Below are 19,926 nucleotides of genomic sequence, written 5' to 3' on the forward strand. Positions count from 1 at the left end.
GGAGGGGCCATGCAGTCCATCGAGACCCTGGGCAGGCTCAAGGTCGCGGCCGCGAAGCGTCGCCGCGAGGGGGTGTTCTGGCGCGCCCAGCTCGCGGCGCTGCCCGAGCGCACCGGCTTCCCGTCCGACACGCACGGTGGCCCGGCAGGGGAGGCGGCGCGCGCGGTGACCGCGCTCGACCTCGGCGCCGAGCTGACCGCCAGACTCGGCAAGCTGGCCCGAGGCCAGGACATCGCCCTGCGTTCCGTGCTGATCGCCGTGACAGGCGCGTTGCTCCAGCGTTACGGCGGCGGCGCGGAATCCGTGCTGGCCACACCTCCCGCCCCCGTGCCCGCCGGACCCACGCCGCTGGCCTCCTCACTGGTGCTGCGGCTGCCGGTCACGCGCGACACCACGCTGCGCGGGCTGCTGGGCGAGGTCGGGGACCGGCTGCGGGCCGCGATCGAACACCAGGACTACCCGATCGAGCTGCTCGCCGACGAGTTCGGGACCGCAGCGCGGGAGGGGGACGATCCGTTCGCCGACGTGCTCGTGGACGCGGTACGCGACGAGGCGGATCCCGCCGGACGGCCCGGCTTCCCACTCGCCTTCGCCTTCGTACGCGGGCCGGCCGGGCTGGCTCTGGAACTGCGGCACCGGACCGGCACGCACGGCCCCGACACCGCCCGGCGGCTTCTCACGCACTGCGTGATGCTGCTCGACCAGGCCACCGCCTCGCCCGACACGGCGATGGCCGCCTTCGACCTGCGATCCGACGACGATCTGGCGCTGATCGACAAGGCGAACGACACGGACGCCGCCTTCGAGGACACGGTGCGGCTCGACGAGCTCTTCAGCCGCCAGGTCACCGCGACCCCTGACGCCGTGGCCGTGGTGGGCGACGGCTTCCTGCTCACGTACGCCGAGCTGAACGCCCGTGCCAATCGCCTGGCGCACACGCTGCGCGCCCGCGGCGTGGGCCGCGACGACCTCGTGGCCGTGCTGGCGGACCGCTCGCCGGAGATGCTCGTCGCCGTCTACGCCGTGCTGAAGGCGGGGGGCGCGTACCTGCCGATCGACCCGGGCAACCCGCGCGACCGCATCGCGTACATCCTCCATGACAGCGCCGCCCGCCTCGTCCTCACCCAGCCCCGCCACCGGGAGCTGGTCGGCGACGGCGTCGCCGTCCTGGACCTCATGGACGAGGGGTCCTACGCGCAGGAGGTGAGCACGCCGCCGGTCGAGGGCGGCGCCCGCGACCTCGCGTATGTCATCTACACCTCGGGTTCGACCGGTGCTCCCAAGGGCGTGCGGATCGAGCACCGGTCGGTCGTCAACCGCATCGGCTGGATGCAGAAGGCGTACCCGATCAACTCCACGGACGTCATCATGCAGAAGACGCCCACGTCGTTCGACGTCTCGGTGTGGGAGCTGTTCTGGTGGACGTTCGCGGGGGCGTCGGTGTGCCTGCCCGAGCCCGGCGCGGAGCGGGAGCCGGAGGCGCTGACCGCCGCGGTCGAGCGGCACCGCGTCACCACGATGCACTTCGTGCCGTCCATGCTCGGGGCCTTCCTCGACTTCGTCTCGGGAACGGGCGAGCAATGGAGGCTGGGCACCTTGCGGCAGGTGTTCGCCAGCGGCGAGGCGCTGCCGGCGCACCACGTGCGACGCTTCCACGAGGTGGTCACGGGTTGCCGGCTGATCAACCTGTACGGGCCCACCGAGGCGGCCGTCGACGTCACCCACTACGCCTGCCACGGCGGCGAGACCATGGTGCCGATCGGGCGGCCGGTCGACAACACGCGTATCCACGTGCTCGACGCGGACCTGCGACCCCAGCCCGTCGGCGTCCCGGGGGAGCTGTGCGTCGCGGGGGTCCAGCTGGCTCGCGGGTACCTGGGTCGCCCCGAACTGACGGCCGAACGCTTCGTCGCCGCGCCCCAAGCGGGCGAGGAGCGCGTCTACCGTACTGGGGATCTGGCCCGCAGGCTGGCCGACGGCGGCATCGAGTACCTGGGCCGCATCGACCACCAGGTCAAGCTGCGGGGATACCGCATCGAACCGGGTGAGATCGAGGAGCGGCTGCGGCAGCACGCCGCCGTGAGGGACGCCGTCGTCATCCCTCGCGGACAGGATCATCTGTGCGGTTACGTCGTGGCCGCCGAGCCCCTGCCCGAAGATGAGCTCAAGGAGCACCTGAGGCGCACGCTACCGGAGTACATGGTCCCCGCGCGCCTCGTCACGCTCGCCTCGTTCCCGCTCAGTCCGAGTGGCAAGCTGGACCGCCGCGCGCTGCCCGACCCCGGCGAACCGGCCCGCGCGGTGGACCACGTCGCCCCGAGCACGCCGCAGGAGGCGGACCTGGCCCGGGTCTGGGCCGAGGTGCTCGGCGTCGAATCGGTCGGGGTGCACGACAACTTCTTCGCGCTCGGCGGCAACTCGATCCACTTCGTCACCGTGCTGGCCAGGGCGCGCGCGTGCGGCCTCGACTTCACCTTCCAGCAGCTCTTCGAGAATCCGACCATCGCGAGTCTGGTCGCTCTCGCGCGGGACGCGGATCCGGCGACGCGCCCGCTCCGGCCGTTCGAGCTGCTGACGCCTGAGGACCGGGCGAAGATCCCGGCCGGGGTGGCCGACGCCTACCCGATGACGCAGCTCCAGGCGGGACTGGTCTTTCAGAGCGAACTGTCACACAACACAGTCGAATATCACGACATAATCAGCTACACGATCCAGAGTTCGTTCGACGCCGGATGCTTCGAGCGGGCGGTCCGGCACATCGTCGCCGCGAACCCGATCTTCCGTACCAGCTACCACCTCACCGGCTACAGCGAGTACCTGCAACTCGTCCACGAGGACGCGCCGTCACCGCTGTACATCGCCGACCTGCGCGGTATGCACGAGGACGAACAGGACGCCTGGTACCACGTATGGGCGGAGCGGGAGAAGGCTCATCGCTTCACCTGGACCGAGCCCGGCCTCGTCCGGTTGCACGTGCACGTGCTCGGCGACGACCTGTTCCGCTACACGCTCAGCCAGCACAACTCCGCACTGGACGGCTGGAGCATCACCCTGGTGCACACCACGCTGTTCGACACCTACTACCGGCTGCTCGACGGACGGCCGCTGCCGGACGTGGAGCCGGACGGGTACGCGCGCGACTACGTCTCACTGGAGCGCCGGTCCCTCGCCGACGAGGGCCACCGTTCCTACTGGGCGGGCGTGCTCGAAGGCAGCACCTTCGCCGAGGTGCCCCGCACGAGGGAATCGGCGTCGCCGGACGTCTTCCCCGTCGTGTTCCACGAGGTGGAGTTCCCGCGCGGCCTGTCCGACCGGATCGTGGCGCTGGCCGGGGCGCTGTCCGTGCCGGTCAAGAACGTCGCGATGGCCGCGCACGTCAAGGTCCTCTCCCTGATCACCGGCGAGCGCGACGTCATGACCGGGTACGAGCACAGCGGCCGGCCCGAGGCGGAGGGCGCCACCCGTTCGATCGGCCTGTTCCTCAACACGGTGCCCTTCCGGGTGCGTACGGGCGAGGGCTCCTGGGAGAGCCTCGTGCGCGACGTCTACCGGGCCGAGGTCGAACTGCTCCCCGCGCGGCGATACCCGATGGCGCGGATGAAGCACGACCTGGGGACGCAACAGGCGCTGTTCGAGACGGCCTTCAACTTCACGCACTTCTATCTGCTCAGGCAACTGGAGGCGCTCGACGGCTTCTCCCTGCTCGACGTGCGGGCCAACTCGGAGACGGAGTTCGTGCTGCGCGCCGAGTTCTCCCGGCACTTCATCACCGACGAGGTACGGCTCAGCCTGCACTACCACGCCCACCTCTTCGAGCCCTGGCAGGTGGCGCGGATGGGGGCGTACTACATCGCCGCGTTCGAGCAGATGACAGCCGATCCGGCCGCCCTCCATCACCTCGCCGATCTGCTGCCCGGCGAGGAGAGCGCGGCGCTGATCACGATGGAACAGAGCGAGAGCGTCCTGCCGAAGCTGGCAGACCATTATCGGGCGCGGGTCGTCGACGAACACGGCCTGCGGGTGCCCTTCGCCACGCCGGGGCGGATCGTGCTGATCGCCAACGGGGTCACGATCCCCACCACAGGTGTGTACGGACGCCGCATGCCCGGCGGCCTTGAGCTGTTCCAGGCACCCCGACGCCTGACGTTTCACCGTTCCGAAGAGCGGAGTGCCGCCGGAGAGACGGGCCGTCGTCCCACTGGAGCGGTGGGACCGCGCATCGCGGAGGCGTGGTCCAGGGTGCTCGACGTGCCGCTGGAGCAGATCACCCTCGACGGCAACTTCTTCGAGCTCGGCGGCAGCTCGCTGTCGGCCATGCGGGTGGTCATGGAGTTGGAGGGGCTCGTGTCGCTCACCGACCTGATGCGCAACTCCACCCTGGGACCGCTGTGTGAGGTGGCCGAGGCTCGTCTGAACGATGGCGCGTCCACGTCCCGCTCGCCGCTGCTTCGCTCGCTGTCGGCCGACCCCGGCCGGGCCCGGGCCGCCCTCGTGTGCTTTCCCTACGCGGCCGGCAACGCCGTCAACTTCGAGCCGCTGGCCACCGCCCTCGACAAGGCGGGCGCCGACGTGGCCGTCTATGGCGTGGAGCTGCCGGGCCACGACCCCGGCCATCCGGACGAACCCTTCCTGCCCATCGAGGAGGCGGCGCGGCGGGTGGTGGAGGAGATCCGCGGCCTCGCCGATCGGCCCGTGGTGCTCTGGGGCCACTGCGTCGGCTCGGCTCTGGCCATCGAGACCGCACGCCTGATGGAGGCGGGCGGAAACGCGCCGCTCCACGTCTTCGTGGCCGGAAAGCTGCTGCACGACGCCCGGACCACCCGCGAGTCCATGGAGCGGGTGGACGCGATGACGGATGAGGACATCGTGCGCTGGCTCGTCGAGGCGACCGGGTACTCCGGGCTCGACGTGCTCTCACCCGAGCAGGCGGCCTTCGTCACCAGGACGTTCCGGCACGACTCCGGCTCGGCCAACGGCTATCTGCTGGCGGCGGCCGAGCGGGGGCCCGTGGCCAGGCTGCGCGCGCCGCTCACGGTCGTCCATGCCTCGGACGATCCGCTGACCCCTGACCATCGGCGGAGGTACGAGGACTGGTCGCTGTTCGCCGATCGGCCGCGGCTCGCGGAGCTCGGGCCGTTCGGCCACTACTTCTGCCGGACGGCCCCGGACGCCGTGGCCACACTGCTGCACGGGTTGGTGCCGTGTTCGGAGGATCAGCCGGGACCACGTACGGAAGACCAGCCGGCACCCCCTACGGAAGACCCGCCGGTTTCACTTACGCAAGATCAACGGAGCGAAGCGCACTGACATGACCACCACGAACACCCCCCAGGCGGTCACACCGCTGACCCCCGGCCAGCAGTACCTCGCCGGAGCGAGGAGCATGGTGCCGTTCCTCGCCTCGGCCATTCCCATGGGCATCGCCGGAGGCGTACTCGGACTGTCGAGCGGGCTCTCCGGCTGGGCGACCCTGGGCCTGGCGATGGCCGTGAACTCCGGCACCGCCCAGTTCGTCGGCTTCGCCCTCATCGCCAGCGGCACGGGCTGGGCCGCGATCATCCTCACCACGCTCATCCTGGGGCTCCGGATGCTCCTCTACTCCACCATCCTGATCCCGTACATCAAGGAAGTGCCCCAGCGGTGGCGGGTGCTGCTCGGGTTCGGGCTGATCGACGAAGTCTTCTTCGTGGCGATCGAACGGCTGAGGAAGGGCGAACTCACCCACAACAAGCACATGTTCTTCCTCGGGGCGTCCTCGCTGCTGTACGTCACCTGGATGCTGTGCACGGCGGTCGGCATGTCCCTCGGCTCGGCCGTCCCGGACGTGCGGGGGCTCGGATTGGACTTCCCGGTGACCGCCATGTTCATCGCCATGCTCGCGATCGGGCTGGCGAACTGGCGCGTGACCGCGGCCATCTGCGCCGCGGGAGTGACCGTGATGCTGGCGCGGGGCCTGCCGTACAACCTCGGCGTCGTGCTGGCCGCGGTGGTGGGAGCGGTGGTGGGGGCCGCGTGCGAGTACGCGGCGAAGTCGAGGACGAAGGAGATCGCCCGATGAGCATGGCGCTGCTGATCCTCGGCATGGGGTTGTGCAGTTTCCTGCCGCGCTACCTGCCGCTGGCCCTCTTCGCCGACAGGGAGATGCCGCCGCTGGCGGAGACGCTGCTCAGGTACACGCCGCCGGCCGTGCTGGCCGCACTGGTGTTCCCGGCCGTTCTCGCGCCCTCGGGTAACGGCGTCGAGCTGACCCTGACGAACCCTTACCTGATAGGCGGCGCGGTCACCTTCGCCGTGGGTCTGGTGTCGAAAAGGTTCCTGCTTGTGACAGCAGTCGGAATTGTCGCTTTCTATCTCAGTCGCTGGCTTGTCGGCTGAATGTTATAGGCGTCTTAAGTTTGTCGAAATTCATTTGACACCCGACATTGCGCGGGCGATTTCGCATGCCCGCATAGCGGCTCTCAACTGGTGAGACATCCTTGACAAATAGCTATTGCGAGATGATCCGGTCGCCCGTTAAAGTATGGCCCGCAGGTGCGGACTCGCAATAAAGAGACGGGGCATCTTTCGCGTTCGGTCTGTGCCTCAGGCGAAACGACCAAGAAAGGATGACCGGGTCTCCATGACGACCGTGTCCGCTGAGAAAGAATCACGTGCCTTAAACGTGACCATGCGCGTGCTGAACAGCGTCGAACGCGCCGGTAATAAACTGCCTCATCCGTTCTGGCTCTTCATCATCCTGAGCGTCGTGCTCATGGCGCTGAGCTGGATCCTGTCGGCGGCCGGAGTGTCGGCGGTCAACCCCGCCGACAAGACGACCGTCGCGGTGAAGAACCTGTTGTCGAGCGAGGGCGTCACGCTGATGCTCGGCGACGCCATCAAGAGCTTCACCACCTTCCCCCCGCTGGGCACGATCCTGGTGGTCATGCTCGGCGTCGCGGTGGCCGACAGGGCGGGGCTGCTCTCGGCGGTCCTGCGCCGGGGCGTCTCCCGCGTGCCGGCCCGGTGGGTCACGTTCGCGCTCGCCTTCACCGGCATGGTATCCCACGTGGCCGCCGACTCGGCGTACATCGTGCTGATCCCGCTGGGCGGGCTGGCCTTCTACGCGGTCGGCCGCAGCCCGATCGTCGGCGTCGTGGTCGCGTTCGTCTCGGTCGCGGCCGGCTTCGACGCCAGCCCGGTGGTCACCCCGCTCGACGTCATCCTGGGCGGCATCACCACCGACGCCGCGCACACCATCGACCCGAGCTACACCGTCACCCCGCTCGCCAACTACTTCTTCTCCATCGGCTCGTCGGTCGTGCTGTCCATCGTCATCACCGTGGTGACGGAGACGATCCTCACCAAGCGGGCGGCGAGCATGCCGATCGACGAGGACGCCGAAGTGGGCGACCTCGGCGCGCTGGAGCTGACCGACAAGGAGCGGCGCGGGCTGCGCTGGTCCGGCGTCGCGCTGCTGGTGATCGCCGCGCTGATCGCGCTGTCCATCATCCCGGCCGACTCACCGCTACGCGGCGAGGGCGGCAGCCTGGTCACCGGCCCGCTGCTGAACGCGATCTCCGTCATGCTCGGCGTCGCCTTCTGCCTCGTCGGCATCGTGTACGGCCGCGTCGCCGGCACCATCAAGAGCGGCAACGACGTGCCCACGTTCATGGCCGAGGGCATGCGCGAGATGGCGCCGGTCCTCGTGCTGTTCTTCGCCATCTCCCAGTTCCTGGCCTACTTCAAGTGGACCGGCATCGGCACGATCGTCGCCATCAACGGCGCGGACCTGCTGAAGTCCGCCGGGATCAACGGCCCGATGATCTTTGTCGGCATCCTGATCATCGTCACCTTCATCAACCTGCTGATCACCAGCGGCTCCGCCCAGTGGGCGCTGGTCGGCCCGGTCTTCGTACCGATGCTGATGCTGCTGAAGATCTCGCCGGAAGCCACCCAGGCGGTGTACCGCATCGCCGACTCCTGCACCAACGCCCTGAGCCCGATGAGCCCCTACTTCGTGCTGGTCCTCGGCTTCATCCAGCGCTACCGCAAATCCGCCGGCATCGGCACGCTGATCGCCCTCACCATGCCGTTGTGCCTGATCATGCTCGTGGTCTGGACACTGTTCTTCCTGGCATGGTGGGCGCTCGGCATCCCGCTGGGCCCCGGCGTCCCCTCCTAACTCTCCTCACTCTTAGCGAAAGGATCCTTTAGTGACACCGGCTCCCACGTGGACCCGCCAGGCGCTCCCCTCCATGCTCGACGACCTGCGTATGCTCGTCGAGCTGGAAAGCCCGAGCAACGACAAACAGCTCCTGGACGGGGCACTCGACGCGATCTTCCGCTGGGCGGTGGACCGCGCCGGGGAGCCGGACGAGTTCACCCGGCACGACGGCGGCCAGTACGGCGACGTGCTGGAACTGACCTACCAGGGCACCGCCCCCGGCTTCGTCCTGCTGGTCGGCCACTACGACACCGTGTGGCCGGTCGGCACCCTCGCCGACTGGCCGTGGCAGGTCACCGACGGCGTCATCAGCGCACCTGGCGTCTTCGACATGAAGACCGGCCTCGTCCAGGCGGTCTGGGCGGTACGCGGGCTGCGTGAGCTGGGCCTGCCGCATCCCACGGTCCGCCTGCTGTTCAACGGCGACGAGGAGATCGGCAGCCCGGCCTCCCGCGCCCGCATCGAGGCGGCCAGCGCCGGGGCGCTGGCCAGCCTGGTCTTCGAGGGCGCCATAGACGGCGCGGTCAAAACCTCCCGCAAGGGCGTCGGCATCTTCCAGGTGTCCGTCACCGGGATCGAGGCCCATGCCGGCCTCGACCCCACCGCCGGTGCCAGCGCCATCCACGCCATGGCCGACCTGATCACCCAGATCGCCGCCCTGGGCGCCCCCGCGCTCGGCACGACGGTCAACGTCGGCCTGGTCAGCGGCGGCACCGGCACCAACGTCACCGCAGGCCAGGCAACCTGCGGCATCGACGTACGCGTGTCCGACCCAGCCGAGATGGCCCGGGTGGACGCCGCACTCACCTCGCTGCGCGCCCCCGACCCTCGGGTCTCCGTGGCGCTCTCCGGCGAATGGAACCGGCCGCCCATGACGCCCAACCCCGCCTCCCAGGACCTGTACGCCAGGACGTACAAGGTGGCGATCGAGCACGGCTGGGACCTCCGCGAGGCGGGCGTCGGCGGTGCCAGCGACGCCAACTTCATCTCAGCCCTGGGCCGGCCTGTCCTCGACGGACTCGGTCCAGTCGGAGCGGGATCCCACTCGCGGGGGGAGCATGCCATCATCGAATACATCCCCGAGCGCACCGCCCTGACCATCGGGCTCATCGCGGGCTTCGCCAGCTAGTCGGCCCGTCACGCGACCTTGGCCGGGTAGCTGGGGCGGCTTGCGCTGTGGGACGCCGTCACCACGACGGCCTCGCTCATGGCCTCCGCGCTTCGCGCTGACCCGCGGGTCCTGGGGCCGGTGACTCGGTCTCGCGCACTTGTGGCGCTGGTCCGATCCACGGTGAATGGCCGAGCCAGTCGTCGATTGTCCTGTGCAGGTCAGTGATCAGGGTGTTGAGGTCTATCTGATTCTCAACACCCTTTGTCATTCCCGCGCTCCGGACCTATTCGTCGCTAGGCGCCGTCCTTGTCCAGCAGCCGATCGAGTGTGCGTCCCACGTCGGCCATTGTGCGCTGCAGGTAGTCGAGTCTGTCCAGCATCTCGTGCTGAGCGGATGTGAGCTGCTCGTGGGTGTGCCGGCGAAGGCCGCCTATCTCGTCTCCGAGAGCTGCGAAGTCCTGGGACGTCTCCGCCTTGATGCTGGCGATTTCAACTCTTATCTGGGCAACGGCGACCGCTGTTGAGGCAATGGCGGTGTGTATGCCTTCCAGGCATGGGCAGCCGTTTGTCGGGAGGCTCGCATGTTGACGCCGCGCGCGAGGGCCGCGATAGGCCCCATTACGGGAACGCGCTGTCGCTTCGACGGCTGCCGCGCGAAGTTTCGCGTCGCGAGTCTCCGCCTCTTCGTTCATGTACCCCTACCTTTTCGGTAGCTGGAAGGATCTCGGCCTTGGCGGCTGGGATCACTGTGTGTGAGTACATCGTCGCAAGAAGTTGTTGTCGATGACGCAGGGTCATCGGAATTCGGGTGTGGTTTTATTCGTCGCGGTGTGGCAGAGATGCATCTGAGTTCGATTTTGGGCTGGAGCGAATGTGTTGCGAGGGGGACAATCTGGGGCGCTACGGGCTGGTTAGGTTTTGATGGCGGGAGGGTGACGTTTGCTAGGTGCCGGGAGTGCAGTTGTACAGGTGGCCGTAGCGGGTTTGGGCGATGCGCATGAGTTCGGTCAGGTCTTTGATCGCGTCCCTGCCTTTGGCGATCTGGGGCAGGAAGATGTCGATCATTCGTTCTATGCCGCTGCAGCGGAACTTGGCGCTCACTCGGTACGGTTGGTTGGCGAACGGGGCACTCCGCACGTATGCGGCCATGCCATCACCGAGGTCGGGAGAAAGGGTGACTCCGCCGTATCTGCTGTAAAGCGGGCGTCTGTCCTGATCCATAAGAAAGTCCATGTGCTCTCGAGGCATTCCGGAGCCCTCCCGTGACCACCACACCTCCATGGGCCGAGCCGTATCAGGAGCTCGGCAATCACCATTGCCTCCTGTTCCGTTGGTTCTCTCGACGAGAGGCCCGCTCACGCCAGTGACGAGGCGAAACGCCTGCTGGGGGATGAGCTTGCAGACGTATGGCGAGGAATCCACGACAGACTGCGGAGCCGGGGCCGGTGTGGAGACGATCTGCTCCTCCGGGGTGCAGGCTGCGGCGAGCAATGCGAGAGCAGTCAGAGCGACGGAAAAGCGAGAATGCTTCATTTCCCCCCTCCGGAGGAGGGGGAATCAAGGTCGAGATAGTCGTCCACTTCGCTAGTGCTGCGAAAGGTGGTGCTAAAGTCATTAATTAGTTCGCTACTGCCTCCCCTTGCGCGAGTCCACTCTAGGAACTGGCTGTATTCCTGCGAAGTCATCTCGGCGAAAGGCTTGATCGTACGCGAATTTCCGGCCGCGAATGGCTGCTTTCTTAGCTCTAGGCCGTCGAGCAAGCCCTTGTTCAGCATGGTTGTGGCGATCATCTGCTCCGCCAGTCTCTCCACGGCCAGTCGGTTATCCGCCAGCGTGTGGTAGGTCTCGTCCAGGCCCCGCCCAGGTTTGGACATCAGCTGAGCGACCTGTGTGGCGATCTCGTCATACCCGGCTCCAGCAAGCTTGTCGTATTCCGTGCTGACCAGCTTGCCGAAGACTCCGGTTGCCAGCTCGCCGACCTGTCTGGCTCCCGGTACTGGGAGCAGCCCGATTGCGTCCCCTACCATCGTCTTCAGCGACTCGTCCGTCTTCTTGTCGTCCAGCCCTTGAGCAATCAGCACTTGGCGGCGGGTCTCTACGATGTGGGTGAAAGGACGCGCCTCCTCCACGGTCCGGTTAACCAGGAAGTGCTTGATGTCGGCCGTGTCGACCCGTCCATCCTTGTCGAAGTCGAACTGCCTGACGTCGGCCGTCGTGAAACCGAGCCGCTCGGCGTTGGAAGCGTTGAGACCGACCGGAGGCACGGTGTTCAGCGCCGCACGCATATGTTCGGTTTGCGCTCTCACCAGTGCCTCAAACCCAGCATCGTGGGAGGTGGCCAGTGTCAGCGCGTAGTCCATGTCCGTGGCCGCGACCTGGTGGAAGACTGCACGGTTCAGGAGGAGCTTGGAGACCTGGTCGATATTGGCCGCGATCGCGCGGGCCAGAGGATAGCTCAGGGGAGCGAAACGATCGAACGTCCCTCTGTTCTTTATCTCCAGATTGCCGCTCTCCCCTTTGCCAAAGGCAGGGCGGACCTCGTCGGCGACGGTCTTCATCATCTCGGCCGCCAGCTTCTGGGAGGTCTCATCCCGGCCGGTCGTCGCCGTCACCAGCAGGTCATTGAACGGCGCGTAGTCGCCCAGATAGCGAGAGGCACCCCACCGTGTCGTCAGCAGATAGTGCAGCACGGATTCCTTCCACCCGGCCGGGGTCTGGTCCAGCAGAGCATGGGACGCCTCCCGGCTAGACTTTGCTGCATGGAAAAGATCGTCCACCAACGATGAGGCCCTCGCGCCTGGATTGCCCACATGCGTTCCCGGTCTCAGCATGGTGCCAAGGCCGAGCGCGCCCGCCAGGTCGACTATGGGAATCTGGGCTCCCGCGAACATCCGGCCCAGCAGGTCCTTACTCGCTGCCCATTCATCCTTACGCTGCTCGTATTCGTAGACGATCACGTCACGCCCGACGATTTCCATGAACTCCTTCGAGTACGGCGGCTTCCCGTCGTGGGCACGCCAGATGAGCGCCTGAGCCTGGTAGCCCGTGTACTTCGTGTCGCCGGCCTTCTGCTGGGCCCGGCCCTCCCTCACCAAGTCTTTGAGGAATTCGGCGCCCATGTACGCGGGATTCTTCGGATCGGTTCCCCTGGCCAGAGCCGCGCTCAGCATGCGCAGAGCGTCCTTGCCCTGGCTGGAGACCTGGGCCAGGCGATCGGAGTCCCCGTGAGTCCCGGCGTCGCGCAGTCGCGCGGCCAGCGAGCCAGGCAGCCGCGTCACGCCCTGGGTGCCCAGCGTGCCCAGGAATGCCTTCACGAACTCCGCGTCCCCCGTCCGCGCCGCGTATTTCTTCAGCTCGGCAAGCGCCTTGGCATCCCCATCTGCGGCGTTCAGCGCGGCGCGACCGGCCAGCGTTCCGTCTAGTAGCCCCTTGGCGGCCTCCAGGCCGTCGGGCATCTCGAGGAAGCTCCCGGCTGCCGTGCTCATGCCGAAGGTGACCTTCTGCCGCTGCAACTCGTGGACCAGTTTCTGCCGCCGCCGCAGGTCCTCAGCCTGCGTGGTAACACGTCCGGCCAACTGCCGCAGCCGAGCCGCCGGAGAAGTGTCGAGCCCGGCGCCCTGCAATTCGCTGTGCAGGGCCTGCGCCAGCTCTTCCAGTCGCCTGGCGGCCTCGGTGTGCTTGCCCGCCATCGCGTCGAATTCGGACGGCTTCACTCCGGTGAACTCCGTCATGGCTTGTCCGGAAGGGAAGCCAATTTCTGGTTCGCGCTGTGTACGGCCTGCGTGAGCATGTCCTGCAACTCCCTCCGGTCCGCGTGGACCTGGGAGTCGAACCGGGCGCCCGTGGGACCCACCCACGCGTCGTTCTCCATCAGGCGGCAGGAGGGATCGAGCGCCCACCAGTGCTCGTCCGAGAGTCGCTGGATCCGCTCCGCCACGGCCCGCATCGCCTCGCGATCGAGGTTGGCCAAGATGATCCCCTTGTACGGCTCGCTGCACCAGAACAGATCAGGAGGCGGCGTCCCTCACGTGGTCTCACGGTAATCAACATCACATCAACAAAACAAGTTTAAGCGCAGTGAAAGGTATGGCGCGTTGGAATTTTGTTATGCAATGAGCTTCTTTGTCCGACCTCGATCTTGTCAGGTGGGAACTGGCTGTGACCTGCGGGGCTTTCCGCCGGTGAGAGTGAAACTCATTGAGGATTCGCTGAAACGGTCGAGATGAGGCCAGCGCGAGATGGTTGACGAGTGCACCGTCACGGGTGGGAAGATCGTGGCCACCGGGGCAGGCCAGGGCGGGGAACGCAGCTACGCGCCGATTACGCGCTCAAACTCCCGTCGGGGACTGCCTATCGTGGTGGTGGAGTTAAGACAGACGCCCACCAGCGAGGACGAGGGCATTGAGCAGGCCAAGCGATACGCCAGCAAGCTCCAGGCACCCTTCGCCAACGCGACGAACGGGCTCAGGCTCATGAGATCGGCCTCGACGCGGGGCTCAGCACAGAGACCGACGGCCACTCTTCGGCGGACGAATTGTGGGCGATGCCACCAGTCAAAGGGAGCTCGGCGCGCGGCTCACCATCGCGGAATGCTTGCGAGCATCGCTGCTAACCGCTGCGCCCAGCAGGATGCTCTAAAATCCTCGTGGCGGAGTCTGGTCGCTTTACAGATCAAGGGAAGACTCTCCGCATGAGCGGAGAGTCCTCCCTTTCTGCGAACATATTTACAAGTCGAACTCGCCGTCCTTCACGCCGCTGATGAAGGCGCTCCATTCGCCAGGAGTGAAGATGAGGGCCGGACCGCTGGGGTTTTTGCTGTCGCGGACACCTCGGCGTCCTCCGGACAGTTCAGCAACCTCAACGCAGTTGCCGCCGTCGGGCCCCGACCGGGTGGACTTGCGCCAGGTAGCTGTGTCGAGTTCGCGGGTCAGCTCGTCCATCGCTGCAGCGTCTCCTTGATCAGCTCTAGGGATTCGCGTTGGGACAGCGCTTCTGAGCGAATCCCCTCATATCTATATATTAGGACGCGGACGTCCTCTGGTCGCTCGGTTACTCGACTCATGACGCCAGCGGATTCGACATACGCTGTGTCGAAGACGCCATGTGCCTGCGCGATGGCGAACCCGCCGGCAAGACCGGTCGTGGAGTAGGCCTTGAGGGGAAGAACCTGGATGGTAATCCGGGGAGCTTCGCCCTCTTCGAGAAGGCGAGTGAGCTGCGCCGACATCACGGCGGGGCTGCCGATCGGGCGGTGCAGAACTGCCTCGTCGATCACAATCCACAACAATGGCGGTTTGGGACGCCTAAGGATGCTTTGGCGTTCCATTCGAGCGATCACATGTTCCTCGACCTGTTCGGACGTCACGCCGACATCACCGCTCAGGACCGCCCTGGCGTAGTCCTCGGTCTGCAGCAGGCCGGGCACGACCAGCGGTTCCCAGGTCCGGATCGCCTCCGCCGTGGCCTCCACCTCGAGCCAGGGCCGAAACCAAGGAGGAGCCTGCGCGTGACTGACCATCGGCCAGAGCCGCATCAGCGCCCCTTCCGCCTCCAGCGCCTCGTCGCAGTGGCGGGCGAACTCCTCCGTTGGTGACCGTCTGGCTGTCTCGATCATGCTGATCGTGCCGACGGAGTAGGAAACCGCTTTCGACAGACGGATCTGGGACCAGCCTCGGGCTTTGCGGTGTCGCCGCAACTCAAAGCCGAACAGTGCGGTCGGTGAATCAGTAGGGCATAGCTCGCTTTCCCTAGGCATCTGACCTCCAGGGGGATGGCCACCGTTTCAACACGACTTTCAGCGAAACGGTTGATGGCTTATCGAAGTCAATTGACTACTCAATGTAGCCGAGTCTTGGGATGGTTGGAAGGCCGATCGAGGCCGACTTCTTCGGGTGGGTGAAGTAATGAAAGCAGCGAGTGCGGAGCCGAGGGTCATCGGCTCGATCCAGCTCGTGGGCATTCGCGAGTCCGTCTCGCACGCCCGCTCCGAAGTGCGCAGATGGCTCGGAGGCGATCATCCTGCTGTCGACGACGCGGTGCTGGTGGCGTCCGAGCTCGTGACGAACGCGCTCCGCCACTCCGACGCCAAACCGTACGACTTCATCGGCCTCACCGTCACCGCGACGGACGAGATGGTCTATGTGGAGGTGCGTGACCCCGGTTCCGCCTTCTCCGGCCCGCACATCCGGCAGGAGCCGGAGGCGGAGGACGGTCGTGGGCTGCTGATAGTCCGTGAGATCTCCCAAGACTGGGGAACCCGAGAGCACGGTCGTGGGCTTGGCCGCACCGTCTGGTGCGCCATCCGGGCCGTCCCATCTTCCCCTGACCCGTCCGCTCCCGAATCGGTCTCCGAATCCGTCTCCGGATCGGTTGGCGGGTTGGCCCTGGCTGAACGCGCAGCCAGCCCAGGTCAGGCGGCTCCTCTTTCTCGAGGAGGGGGAGTGGGGGAGCCGCCGCAGAACGTCCGGCAGGGATCTTCCCCCCGTGGCTCCAGGCCGGGCGGGCCCCCGATGAGTGCACCCGCTTCGGCCCTCATCGGGGGCCATCCACAGAATGCAAGGAAGGTCTGTGAGCGGGCGCGGCAAGTGGCAGACAACCCGGCATCGACGCCTCGCCGGCGAGATGAACGACCCCGAGTACGCCAGGCTTTACGAAGAGGCGGAAGCCGAGCAGCGACTCGGCCAGCTTGTCTACGACCGGCGCGTTGCTCTTGGCCTGTCGCAGGCGGAGCTGGCTGAGCTGGCTGAGCGTGCGGGGATGACTCAACCGCAGGTGTCCTGTTTGGAGACGGGTGGTGGCAACATCACCGTGGCGTCCCTGAGGCGGCTGGCCGCCGCGCTGGACGCGGACCTGGCCATCGGCTTCCTTCCTCGCCAAGCTGCATGAGTCGGGCCCGCCTGACGCGCACGCGGCCGGGCCGCCCGCATAGCAGCCGCTCTTGGCGGGCAACGCAGGGCGAGGAAGACCACCCAATGGCTGCCGTGCCGGGACATCGTCAGGCGGGTCCGTCCTGGCCGGTTGCGTGGCGCAGGAGATGGGCGACCGCCTCGGTGATGGGTGTGTCGCCGGTGGTGAGTTCGACGATGGCGCGGTTCAAGGCCGGTTCGTGCAGGGCCGCGTCGATGAAGGCGGCCACGTCGTCGCGGGGCACCTTGCCGTACTCGATCGCCGGTCCAGCCGTGACCCGGCCGGTGCCGGGCTCGTCGAGGAGGGTGCCGGGGCGGATGATGAGCCAGTCGAGGCCGGTACGGGCGAGATAGACGTCGGCTGTCTTCTTGACCTTGATGTAGTGCTCGAAGCCCTCGTTGGGCTCGCCGCCACGCAGCGCGTCGGGAAACACCGACACGAGGACGAAGCGCGACACACCGGCGCGGGCGGCTGCGTCCGCTGCCTTCTCCAGGCCCTTGCCGTCGATCGCGGTAGTGAGGTCCCTCCCGGTGCCGTGTGCGCCGGCCGAGAACACGATCGCGTCATGTGCGCTCATCCTGGTCGCCAGGTCGTCCACGGTGTCGGCGATGAGGTCGCCGGTCAGCGGGGTGGCGCCCGAAGCGCGCACGGTATCGGCCTGGGCAGGGTCGCGGAACATCCCCGTCACCGTGTCGCCGCGGGCGGTCAGCAGGCGGGCCAGCCGGTTCCCCACGCCGCCGGCGGCGCCGATCAGGAACACCTTCATGATCATCCTTTCGAGAGGTGCTTTCTTTCGGGTGGATGGCAGTGCGGTGAAACACCCGCCGAGGGGCGTGCTGGCGGCAGGCGGGCAGTACGTACGGTCAGGCAGCGAAGACCTGGGCGTCGTCGGCGAACGCCTTGAACTCCAGGGCGTTGCCGGCCGGGTCGAGCAAGAACATCGTCCACTGCTCGCCGGCCTGCCCGGCGAAGCGCACATAGGGCTCGATGACGAACGGGACGCCTGCCGTACGGAGCCGGTCGGCCAGCGTGTGGAAGTCCTCGATCGTGAGGATCAGGCCGAAGTGCGGCACCGGGACGTCGTGGCCGTCGACCGGGTTGTGGATCTGCTGGGTCCGGGCCGGCGTCAGGTGGGTGACGAACTGGTGGCCGTACATGTTCCAGTCGATCCAGGTTTCGGCGCTGCGGCCGTGCCGCAGGCCGAGTACCTCGCCGTAGAAGCGGCGGGCGGCCGTCAGGTCGTCGACCGGCATGGCCAGGTGGAAGCGCGGGATCGGGGAGTTCAACACGCTCATGACGGGTGGGCCTTTCTGTCAAAGGAGGAGATGTCCTAATGTTGACATTACGCCACTGCGCGAAAGTTGTTAACATTGAGACAATCAGCGGAGGGCAAAGGGTCATGGGGGAACAGGGCACAGTGGCTCCCGCTCGTCGTCGAGGGCTGGCCGACGAGGTCGCCGATCGCGTACGGGAGGCCATCTTCGGTGGCGTGTACGCCCCTGGAGCCCAGTTGCGCGAGGTCGAACTGTCCCAGGCGCTGGACGTGAGCCGTGGCCCGGTCCGCGAGGCGCTGCTCCTGCTGGAGCGCGAGGGTCTGGTCCGCAGCCAGTGGCATCGCGGCGCCACAGTGATCACCCTGTCCCCGCAGGACATCGCCGAACTGGACAGCCTGCGCGGCGCGCTTGAGCACCTGGCCGTGCGGCGGGTGGTCGGCCACGCTTCCGAAGAGGACCTTGCCAAGATCGACAAGGTGGTCGACGGCATGAGGCGCGCAGCGGACGCGCACGCGATGGTCCGCTGCGACCTCGCCTTCCACGACGCCGTCTACGACGCCGCCCACCACCGGCGCCTGAGTGAAGCCTGGCAGGCGATCCGCTCACAGATCCACCTGTTCCTGCTGACCCGGATCGGCCGCAGCTCCGACGGGTACCTCGAGCACATCGCGGACGAACACCGCCTGCTCGCGGACGCCCTGCGTGCCGGCGACGCCGACGCCGCCTTGGAGTTGTTCGCCGCCCACCGTCACCATGCGGCCCAAGTGCTCACCGCTCACGACCTCCCGCCGGGGCAGGAGGATCAGGGCGTCGTGGGGTCCACGGCGAAGCGGTAGCGCACATCGCTCTTCAGTACGCGCTCGCGGTTGTTAGTGAACGTTGCGTTTCTATGAGGTGAATCGTATTCTCCTTAGAGAACGTTTCGTTCTCTAAGGAGCTTGCCATGGGCCTCGTGCTGCCGGGTCTGCTGCTGGCGATGCTGCTGGGCGCGCTCGACCAGACGATCATGGCGCCCGCTCTGCCCGCTGTGGCGGGGAGTCTCGGCGGGCTGGATCAGATGCCGGCGGTGATCAGCGCCTACCTGGTCGCCGCGACCGTCGTGATGCCCCTGTACGGCAAGCTCGGCGACCGGTACGGGCGCAAGCCGATGATGCAGGCGGCGATCGTCATCTTCGTCACCGGTGCCGTGCTGTGTTCGGTGGCCGCATCGATGCCGCAGTTCATCGCGTTCCGTGCGGTGCAGGGCATCGGTGGTGGCGGGCTGATGATCGGGGCACAGGCGATCATCGGCGAGGTCGTCAGTCCGCGTGAGCGCGGTCGCTATCTGGGTCTGATCGGTGCCGCGTACGTGGTCGCCGCGGTCGGTGGACCGCTGCTGGGCGGGTTCTTCATCGACCGGCTCAGCTGGCGGTGGATCTTCGCGATCTACCCGCCGCTCGGGCTGCTCGCCCTTGTCGTGCTGACGGCGACCTTGCGGCTTCCCAAGCCCGAGCTCACGGTCGAGAATCGCGCGCCGATCGACTTCGCCGGTGCGGTCACGTTGGCGGTCGCCGTGGTCGGCGTGGTCATGCTGGGACAGACCAGGAACCTGGCCTTCCTCGCCCTGGCCGTCACGGGCGGGGCGGCGTGGCTGGTGAGCGCCCGGTACGCCGCCGATCCGATCCTGCCGCTGCGTCTGTTCCGCGACCGCGCCTTCGCCGTGCCCGTGGCGATCAGCCTGCTCATCGGATTCACCCTGTTCGGGACCATCGCGTACATGCCCGCCTACCTGCAGATCGCCCTGCGCTCCACCGCCACCCAGGCGGGCCTGCTGGTGACCGCGCTCATGGGGGGCGTGCTGACCACCACCATCGTCTCCGGCAGGCTCATCACCAGGACGGGGCGCTACAAGCCGTACCCGGTGGCGGGCACGGCGCTGACGGCGGCCGGGCTGGCGCTGCTCGGGATCGTGGGCGACCGCGGGGGAGCGGTGGCGATCGCCGCCGTGATGCTGCTGATGGGGCTCGGCGTCGGGCTGGTCATGCAGGTCATGGTGCTGGCCACGCAGAACGCCGTCGACTATGCCGACCTCGGCACCGCGACCTCGGCGGTGACGTTCACGCGGCAGATCGGCGCCTCGGCCGGGGTCGCGCTGGTAGGGGCGCTGATCACCTGGAGGTCCGGCATCACCGCCACGGAGGCGGCCGACCTGCCCGGCAGCGTGCGGGACGCCTTCGCCACGGCCGTGCCACCGGTGTTCGCGGCCATGGCGCCGCTGCTCGCGGTGGCGTTCGTCCTCGCGTTTGCGCTGCCGGCGCGACCGCTCCGCACCACCGCCTACGCCGAGGAGAACCAGTGACAGTCGAGGAGAGCCGGTGAACAGCCGAGGCGGACCGAGCGACGGTCGAGGAGAGCCGGTGAACAGCCGAAGAGAACCAAGTGAAAGACGGCCA

At 67.2% G+C, this 19,926-nt stretch carries 17 protein-coding genes; 9 read left to right on the plus strand and 8 right to left on the minus strand.

Annotated features, from left to right (window positions below; all coding sequences use genetic code 11):
* Positions 1 to 9: 9 nt before the first annotated feature.
* From ACGFJ2_RS43330 to ACGFJ2_RS43350, 5 genes are all read left to right on the plus strand, one after another.
* On the plus strand, positions 10 to 5,307 hold the full coding sequence (locus ACGFJ2_RS43330; RefSeq protein ID WP_393478434.1) for an amino acid adenylation domain-containing protein: 5,298 nt from the start codon (positions 10 to 12) through the stop codon (positions 5,305 to 5,307).
* Position 5,308: 1 nt separating this feature from the next.
* Positions 5,309 to 6,058 (plus strand): AzlC family ABC transporter permease, encoded by a 750-nt coding sequence (locus tag ACGFJ2_RS43335; RefSeq protein ID WP_393478437.1) that lies wholly within the window; start codon positions 5,309 to 5,311, stop codon positions 6,056 to 6,058.
* The gene (locus ACGFJ2_RS43340; protein WP_358174246.1) at positions 6,055 to 6,375 is read left to right on the plus strand and encodes an AzlD domain-containing protein; all 321 of its coding nucleotides are present in this window, start codon (positions 6,055 to 6,057) and stop codon (positions 6,373 to 6,375) included. The genes ACGFJ2_RS43335 and ACGFJ2_RS43340 overlap by 4 nt, the downstream gene beginning before the upstream one ends.
* Before the next feature lie 244 nt (positions 6,376 to 6,619).
* Positions 6,620 to 8,161: an AbgT family transporter gene (locus ACGFJ2_RS43345; RefSeq protein WP_393478439.1), complete on the plus strand. Its 1,542-nt coding sequence runs from the start codon at positions 6,620 to 6,622 to the stop codon at positions 8,159 to 8,161.
* 31 nt (positions 8,162 to 8,192) lie between these two features.
* Complete coding sequence (locus tag ACGFJ2_RS43350; protein WP_357947359.1) at positions 8,193 to 9,332, plus strand: M20 family metallopeptidase; 1,140 nt, start codon at positions 8,193 to 8,195, stop codon at positions 9,330 to 9,332.
* Between the two features lie 275 nt (positions 9,333 to 9,607).
* Here the strand turns inward: ACGFJ2_RS43350 and ACGFJ2_RS43355 are convergent, their stop codons facing one another.
* The 6 genes from ACGFJ2_RS43355 to ACGFJ2_RS43380 all read right to left on the minus strand — a co-directional run bounded on the left by ACGFJ2_RS43355 (position 9,608) and on the right by ACGFJ2_RS43380 (position 15,069).
* Complete coding sequence (locus ACGFJ2_RS43355) at positions 9,608 to 10,006, minus strand: hypothetical protein (RefSeq protein WP_393478442.1); 399 nt, start codon at positions 10,004 to 10,006, stop codon at positions 9,608 to 9,610.
* 250 nt (positions 10,007 to 10,256) lie between these two features.
* On the minus strand, positions 10,257 to 10,463 hold the full coding sequence (locus ACGFJ2_RS43360) for a hypothetical protein (protein WP_393478443.1): 207 nt from the start codon (positions 10,461 to 10,463) through the stop codon (positions 10,257 to 10,259).
* A gap of 380 nt (positions 10,464 to 10,843) precedes the next feature.
* The gene (locus ACGFJ2_RS43365) at positions 10,844 to 13,045 is read right to left on the minus strand and encodes a hypothetical protein (protein WP_393478446.1); all 2,202 of its coding nucleotides are present in this window, start codon (positions 13,043 to 13,045) and stop codon (positions 10,844 to 10,846) included.
* On the minus strand, positions 13,042 to 13,284 hold the full coding sequence (locus ACGFJ2_RS43370; RefSeq protein ID WP_393478448.1) for a hypothetical protein: 243 nt from the start codon (positions 13,282 to 13,284) through the stop codon (positions 13,042 to 13,044). Before ACGFJ2_RS43370 ends, ACGFJ2_RS43365 begins: the two co-directional genes overlap by 4 nt.
* Positions 13,285 to 14,038: 754 nt before the next feature.
* Positions 14,039 to 14,254 carry a DUF397 domain-containing protein gene (locus ACGFJ2_RS43375; RefSeq protein ID WP_358429499.1) on the minus strand — a complete coding sequence of 72 codons (216 nt, stop codon included), beginning with the start codon at positions 14,252 to 14,254 and terminating at the stop codon, positions 14,039 to 14,041.
* Entirely contained in the window at positions 14,242 to 15,069 is an 828-nt protein-coding gene (locus tag ACGFJ2_RS43380) for a helix-turn-helix domain-containing protein (protein ID WP_393478451.1), read from the minus strand. Before ACGFJ2_RS43380 ends, ACGFJ2_RS43375 begins: the two co-directional genes overlap by 13 nt.
* Before the next feature lie 148 nt (positions 15,070 to 15,217).
* Between ACGFJ2_RS43380 and ACGFJ2_RS43385 the strand changes: the two genes are divergently transcribed.
* On the plus strand, positions 15,218 to 16,051 hold the full coding sequence (locus ACGFJ2_RS43385; RefSeq protein ID WP_393478453.1) for an ATP-binding protein: 834 nt from the start codon (positions 15,218 to 15,220) through the stop codon (positions 16,049 to 16,051).
* The gene (locus tag ACGFJ2_RS43390; RefSeq protein ID WP_393478456.1) at positions 15,936 to 16,199 is read left to right on the plus strand and encodes a helix-turn-helix domain-containing protein; all 264 of its coding nucleotides are present in this window, start codon (positions 15,936 to 15,938) and stop codon (positions 16,197 to 16,199) included. The genes ACGFJ2_RS43385 and ACGFJ2_RS43390 overlap by 116 nt, the downstream gene beginning before the upstream one ends.
* Before the next feature lie 109 nt (positions 16,200 to 16,308).
* Here ACGFJ2_RS43390 and ACGFJ2_RS43395 read toward each other — a convergent pair whose 3' ends face one another.
* Positions 16,309 to 16,986, minus strand: coding sequence for an NAD(P)H-binding protein (locus ACGFJ2_RS43395; RefSeq protein WP_393478458.1), 678 nt, complete (start codon positions 16,984 to 16,986; stop codon positions 16,309 to 16,311).
* A 97-nt stretch (positions 16,987 to 17,083) separates the two neighbouring features.
* Positions 17,084 to 17,515, minus strand: coding sequence for a VOC family protein (locus ACGFJ2_RS43400; RefSeq protein ID WP_393478461.1), 432 nt, complete (start codon positions 17,513 to 17,515; stop codon positions 17,084 to 17,086).
* A gap of 104 nt (positions 17,516 to 17,619) precedes the next feature.
* Here ACGFJ2_RS43400 and ACGFJ2_RS43405 point away from each other — a divergent pair, with 104 nt between their 5' ends.
* Positions 17,620 to 18,330, plus strand: a complete 711-nt coding sequence (locus tag ACGFJ2_RS43405) for a GntR family transcriptional regulator (RefSeq protein WP_393478464.1) — start codon at positions 17,620 to 17,622, stop codon at positions 18,328 to 18,330.
* Between the two features lie 107 nt (positions 18,331 to 18,437).
* Positions 18,438 to 19,832, plus strand: a complete 1,395-nt coding sequence (locus ACGFJ2_RS43410) for an MFS transporter (RefSeq protein ID WP_393478466.1) — start codon at positions 18,438 to 18,440, stop codon at positions 19,830 to 19,832.
* The last annotated feature ends 94 nt before the right edge of the window (positions 19,833 to 19,926 follow it).

The organism is Nonomuraea sp. NPDC049028 (assembly GCF_043197735.1).
Lineage (GTDB): Bacteria > Actinomycetota > Actinomycetes > Streptosporangiales > Streptosporangiaceae > Nonomuraea.

Coding starts and splice junctions, on each gene's coding strand:
- ACGFJ2_RS43330 (WP_393478434.1), top strand. CDS start 10: ATGCAGTCCATCGAGACCCTGGGCAGGCTCAAGGTCGCGGCCGCGAAG.
- ACGFJ2_RS43335 (WP_393478437.1), top strand. CDS start 5,309: ATGACCACCACGAACACCCCCCAGGCGGTCACACCGCTGACCCCCGGC.
- ACGFJ2_RS43340 (WP_358174246.1), top strand. CDS start 6,055: ATGAGCATGGCGCTGCTGATCCTCGGCATGGGGTTGTGCAGTTTCCTG.
- ACGFJ2_RS43345 (WP_393478439.1), top strand. CDS start 6,620: ATGACGACCGTGTCCGCTGAGAAAGAATCACGTGCCTTAAACGTGACC.
- ACGFJ2_RS43355 (WP_393478442.1), bottom strand. CDS start 10,006: ATGAACGAAGAGGCGGAGACTCGCGACGCGAAACTTCGCGCGGCAGCC.
- ACGFJ2_RS43360 (WP_393478443.1), bottom strand. CDS start 10,463: ATGGCCGCATACGTGCGGAGTGCCCCGTTCGCCAACCAACCGTACCGA.
- ACGFJ2_RS43365 (WP_393478446.1), bottom strand. CDS start 13,045: ATGACGGAGTTCACCGGAGTGAAGCCGTCCGAATTCGACGCGATGGCG.
- ACGFJ2_RS43375 (WP_358429499.1), bottom strand. CDS start 14,254: ATGGACGAGCTGACCCGCGAACTCGACACAGCTACCTGGCGCAAGTCC.
- ACGFJ2_RS43380 (WP_393478451.1), bottom strand. CDS start 15,069: ATGCCTAGGGAAAGCGAGCTATGCCCTACTGATTCACCGACCGCACTG.
- ACGFJ2_RS43385 (WP_393478453.1), top strand. CDS start 15,218: ATGAAAGCAGCGAGTGCGGAGCCGAGGGTCATCGGCTCGATCCAGCTC.
- ACGFJ2_RS43390 (WP_393478456.1), top strand. CDS start 15,936: ATGAACGACCCCGAGTACGCCAGGCTTTACGAAGAGGCGGAAGCCGAG.
- ACGFJ2_RS43395 (WP_393478458.1), bottom strand. CDS start 16,986: ATGAAGGTGTTCCTGATCGGCGCCGCCGGCGGCGTGGGGAACCGGCTG.
- ACGFJ2_RS43400 (WP_393478461.1), bottom strand. CDS start 17,515: ATGAGCGTGTTGAACTCCCCGATCCCGCGCTTCCACCTGGCCATGCCG.
- ACGFJ2_RS43405 (WP_393478464.1), top strand. CDS start 17,620: ATGGGGGAACAGGGCACAGTGGCTCCCGCTCGTCGTCGAGGGCTGGCC.
- ACGFJ2_RS43410 (WP_393478466.1), top strand. CDS start 18,438: ATGGGCCTCGTGCTGCCGGGTCTGCTGCTGGCGATGCTGCTGGGCGCG.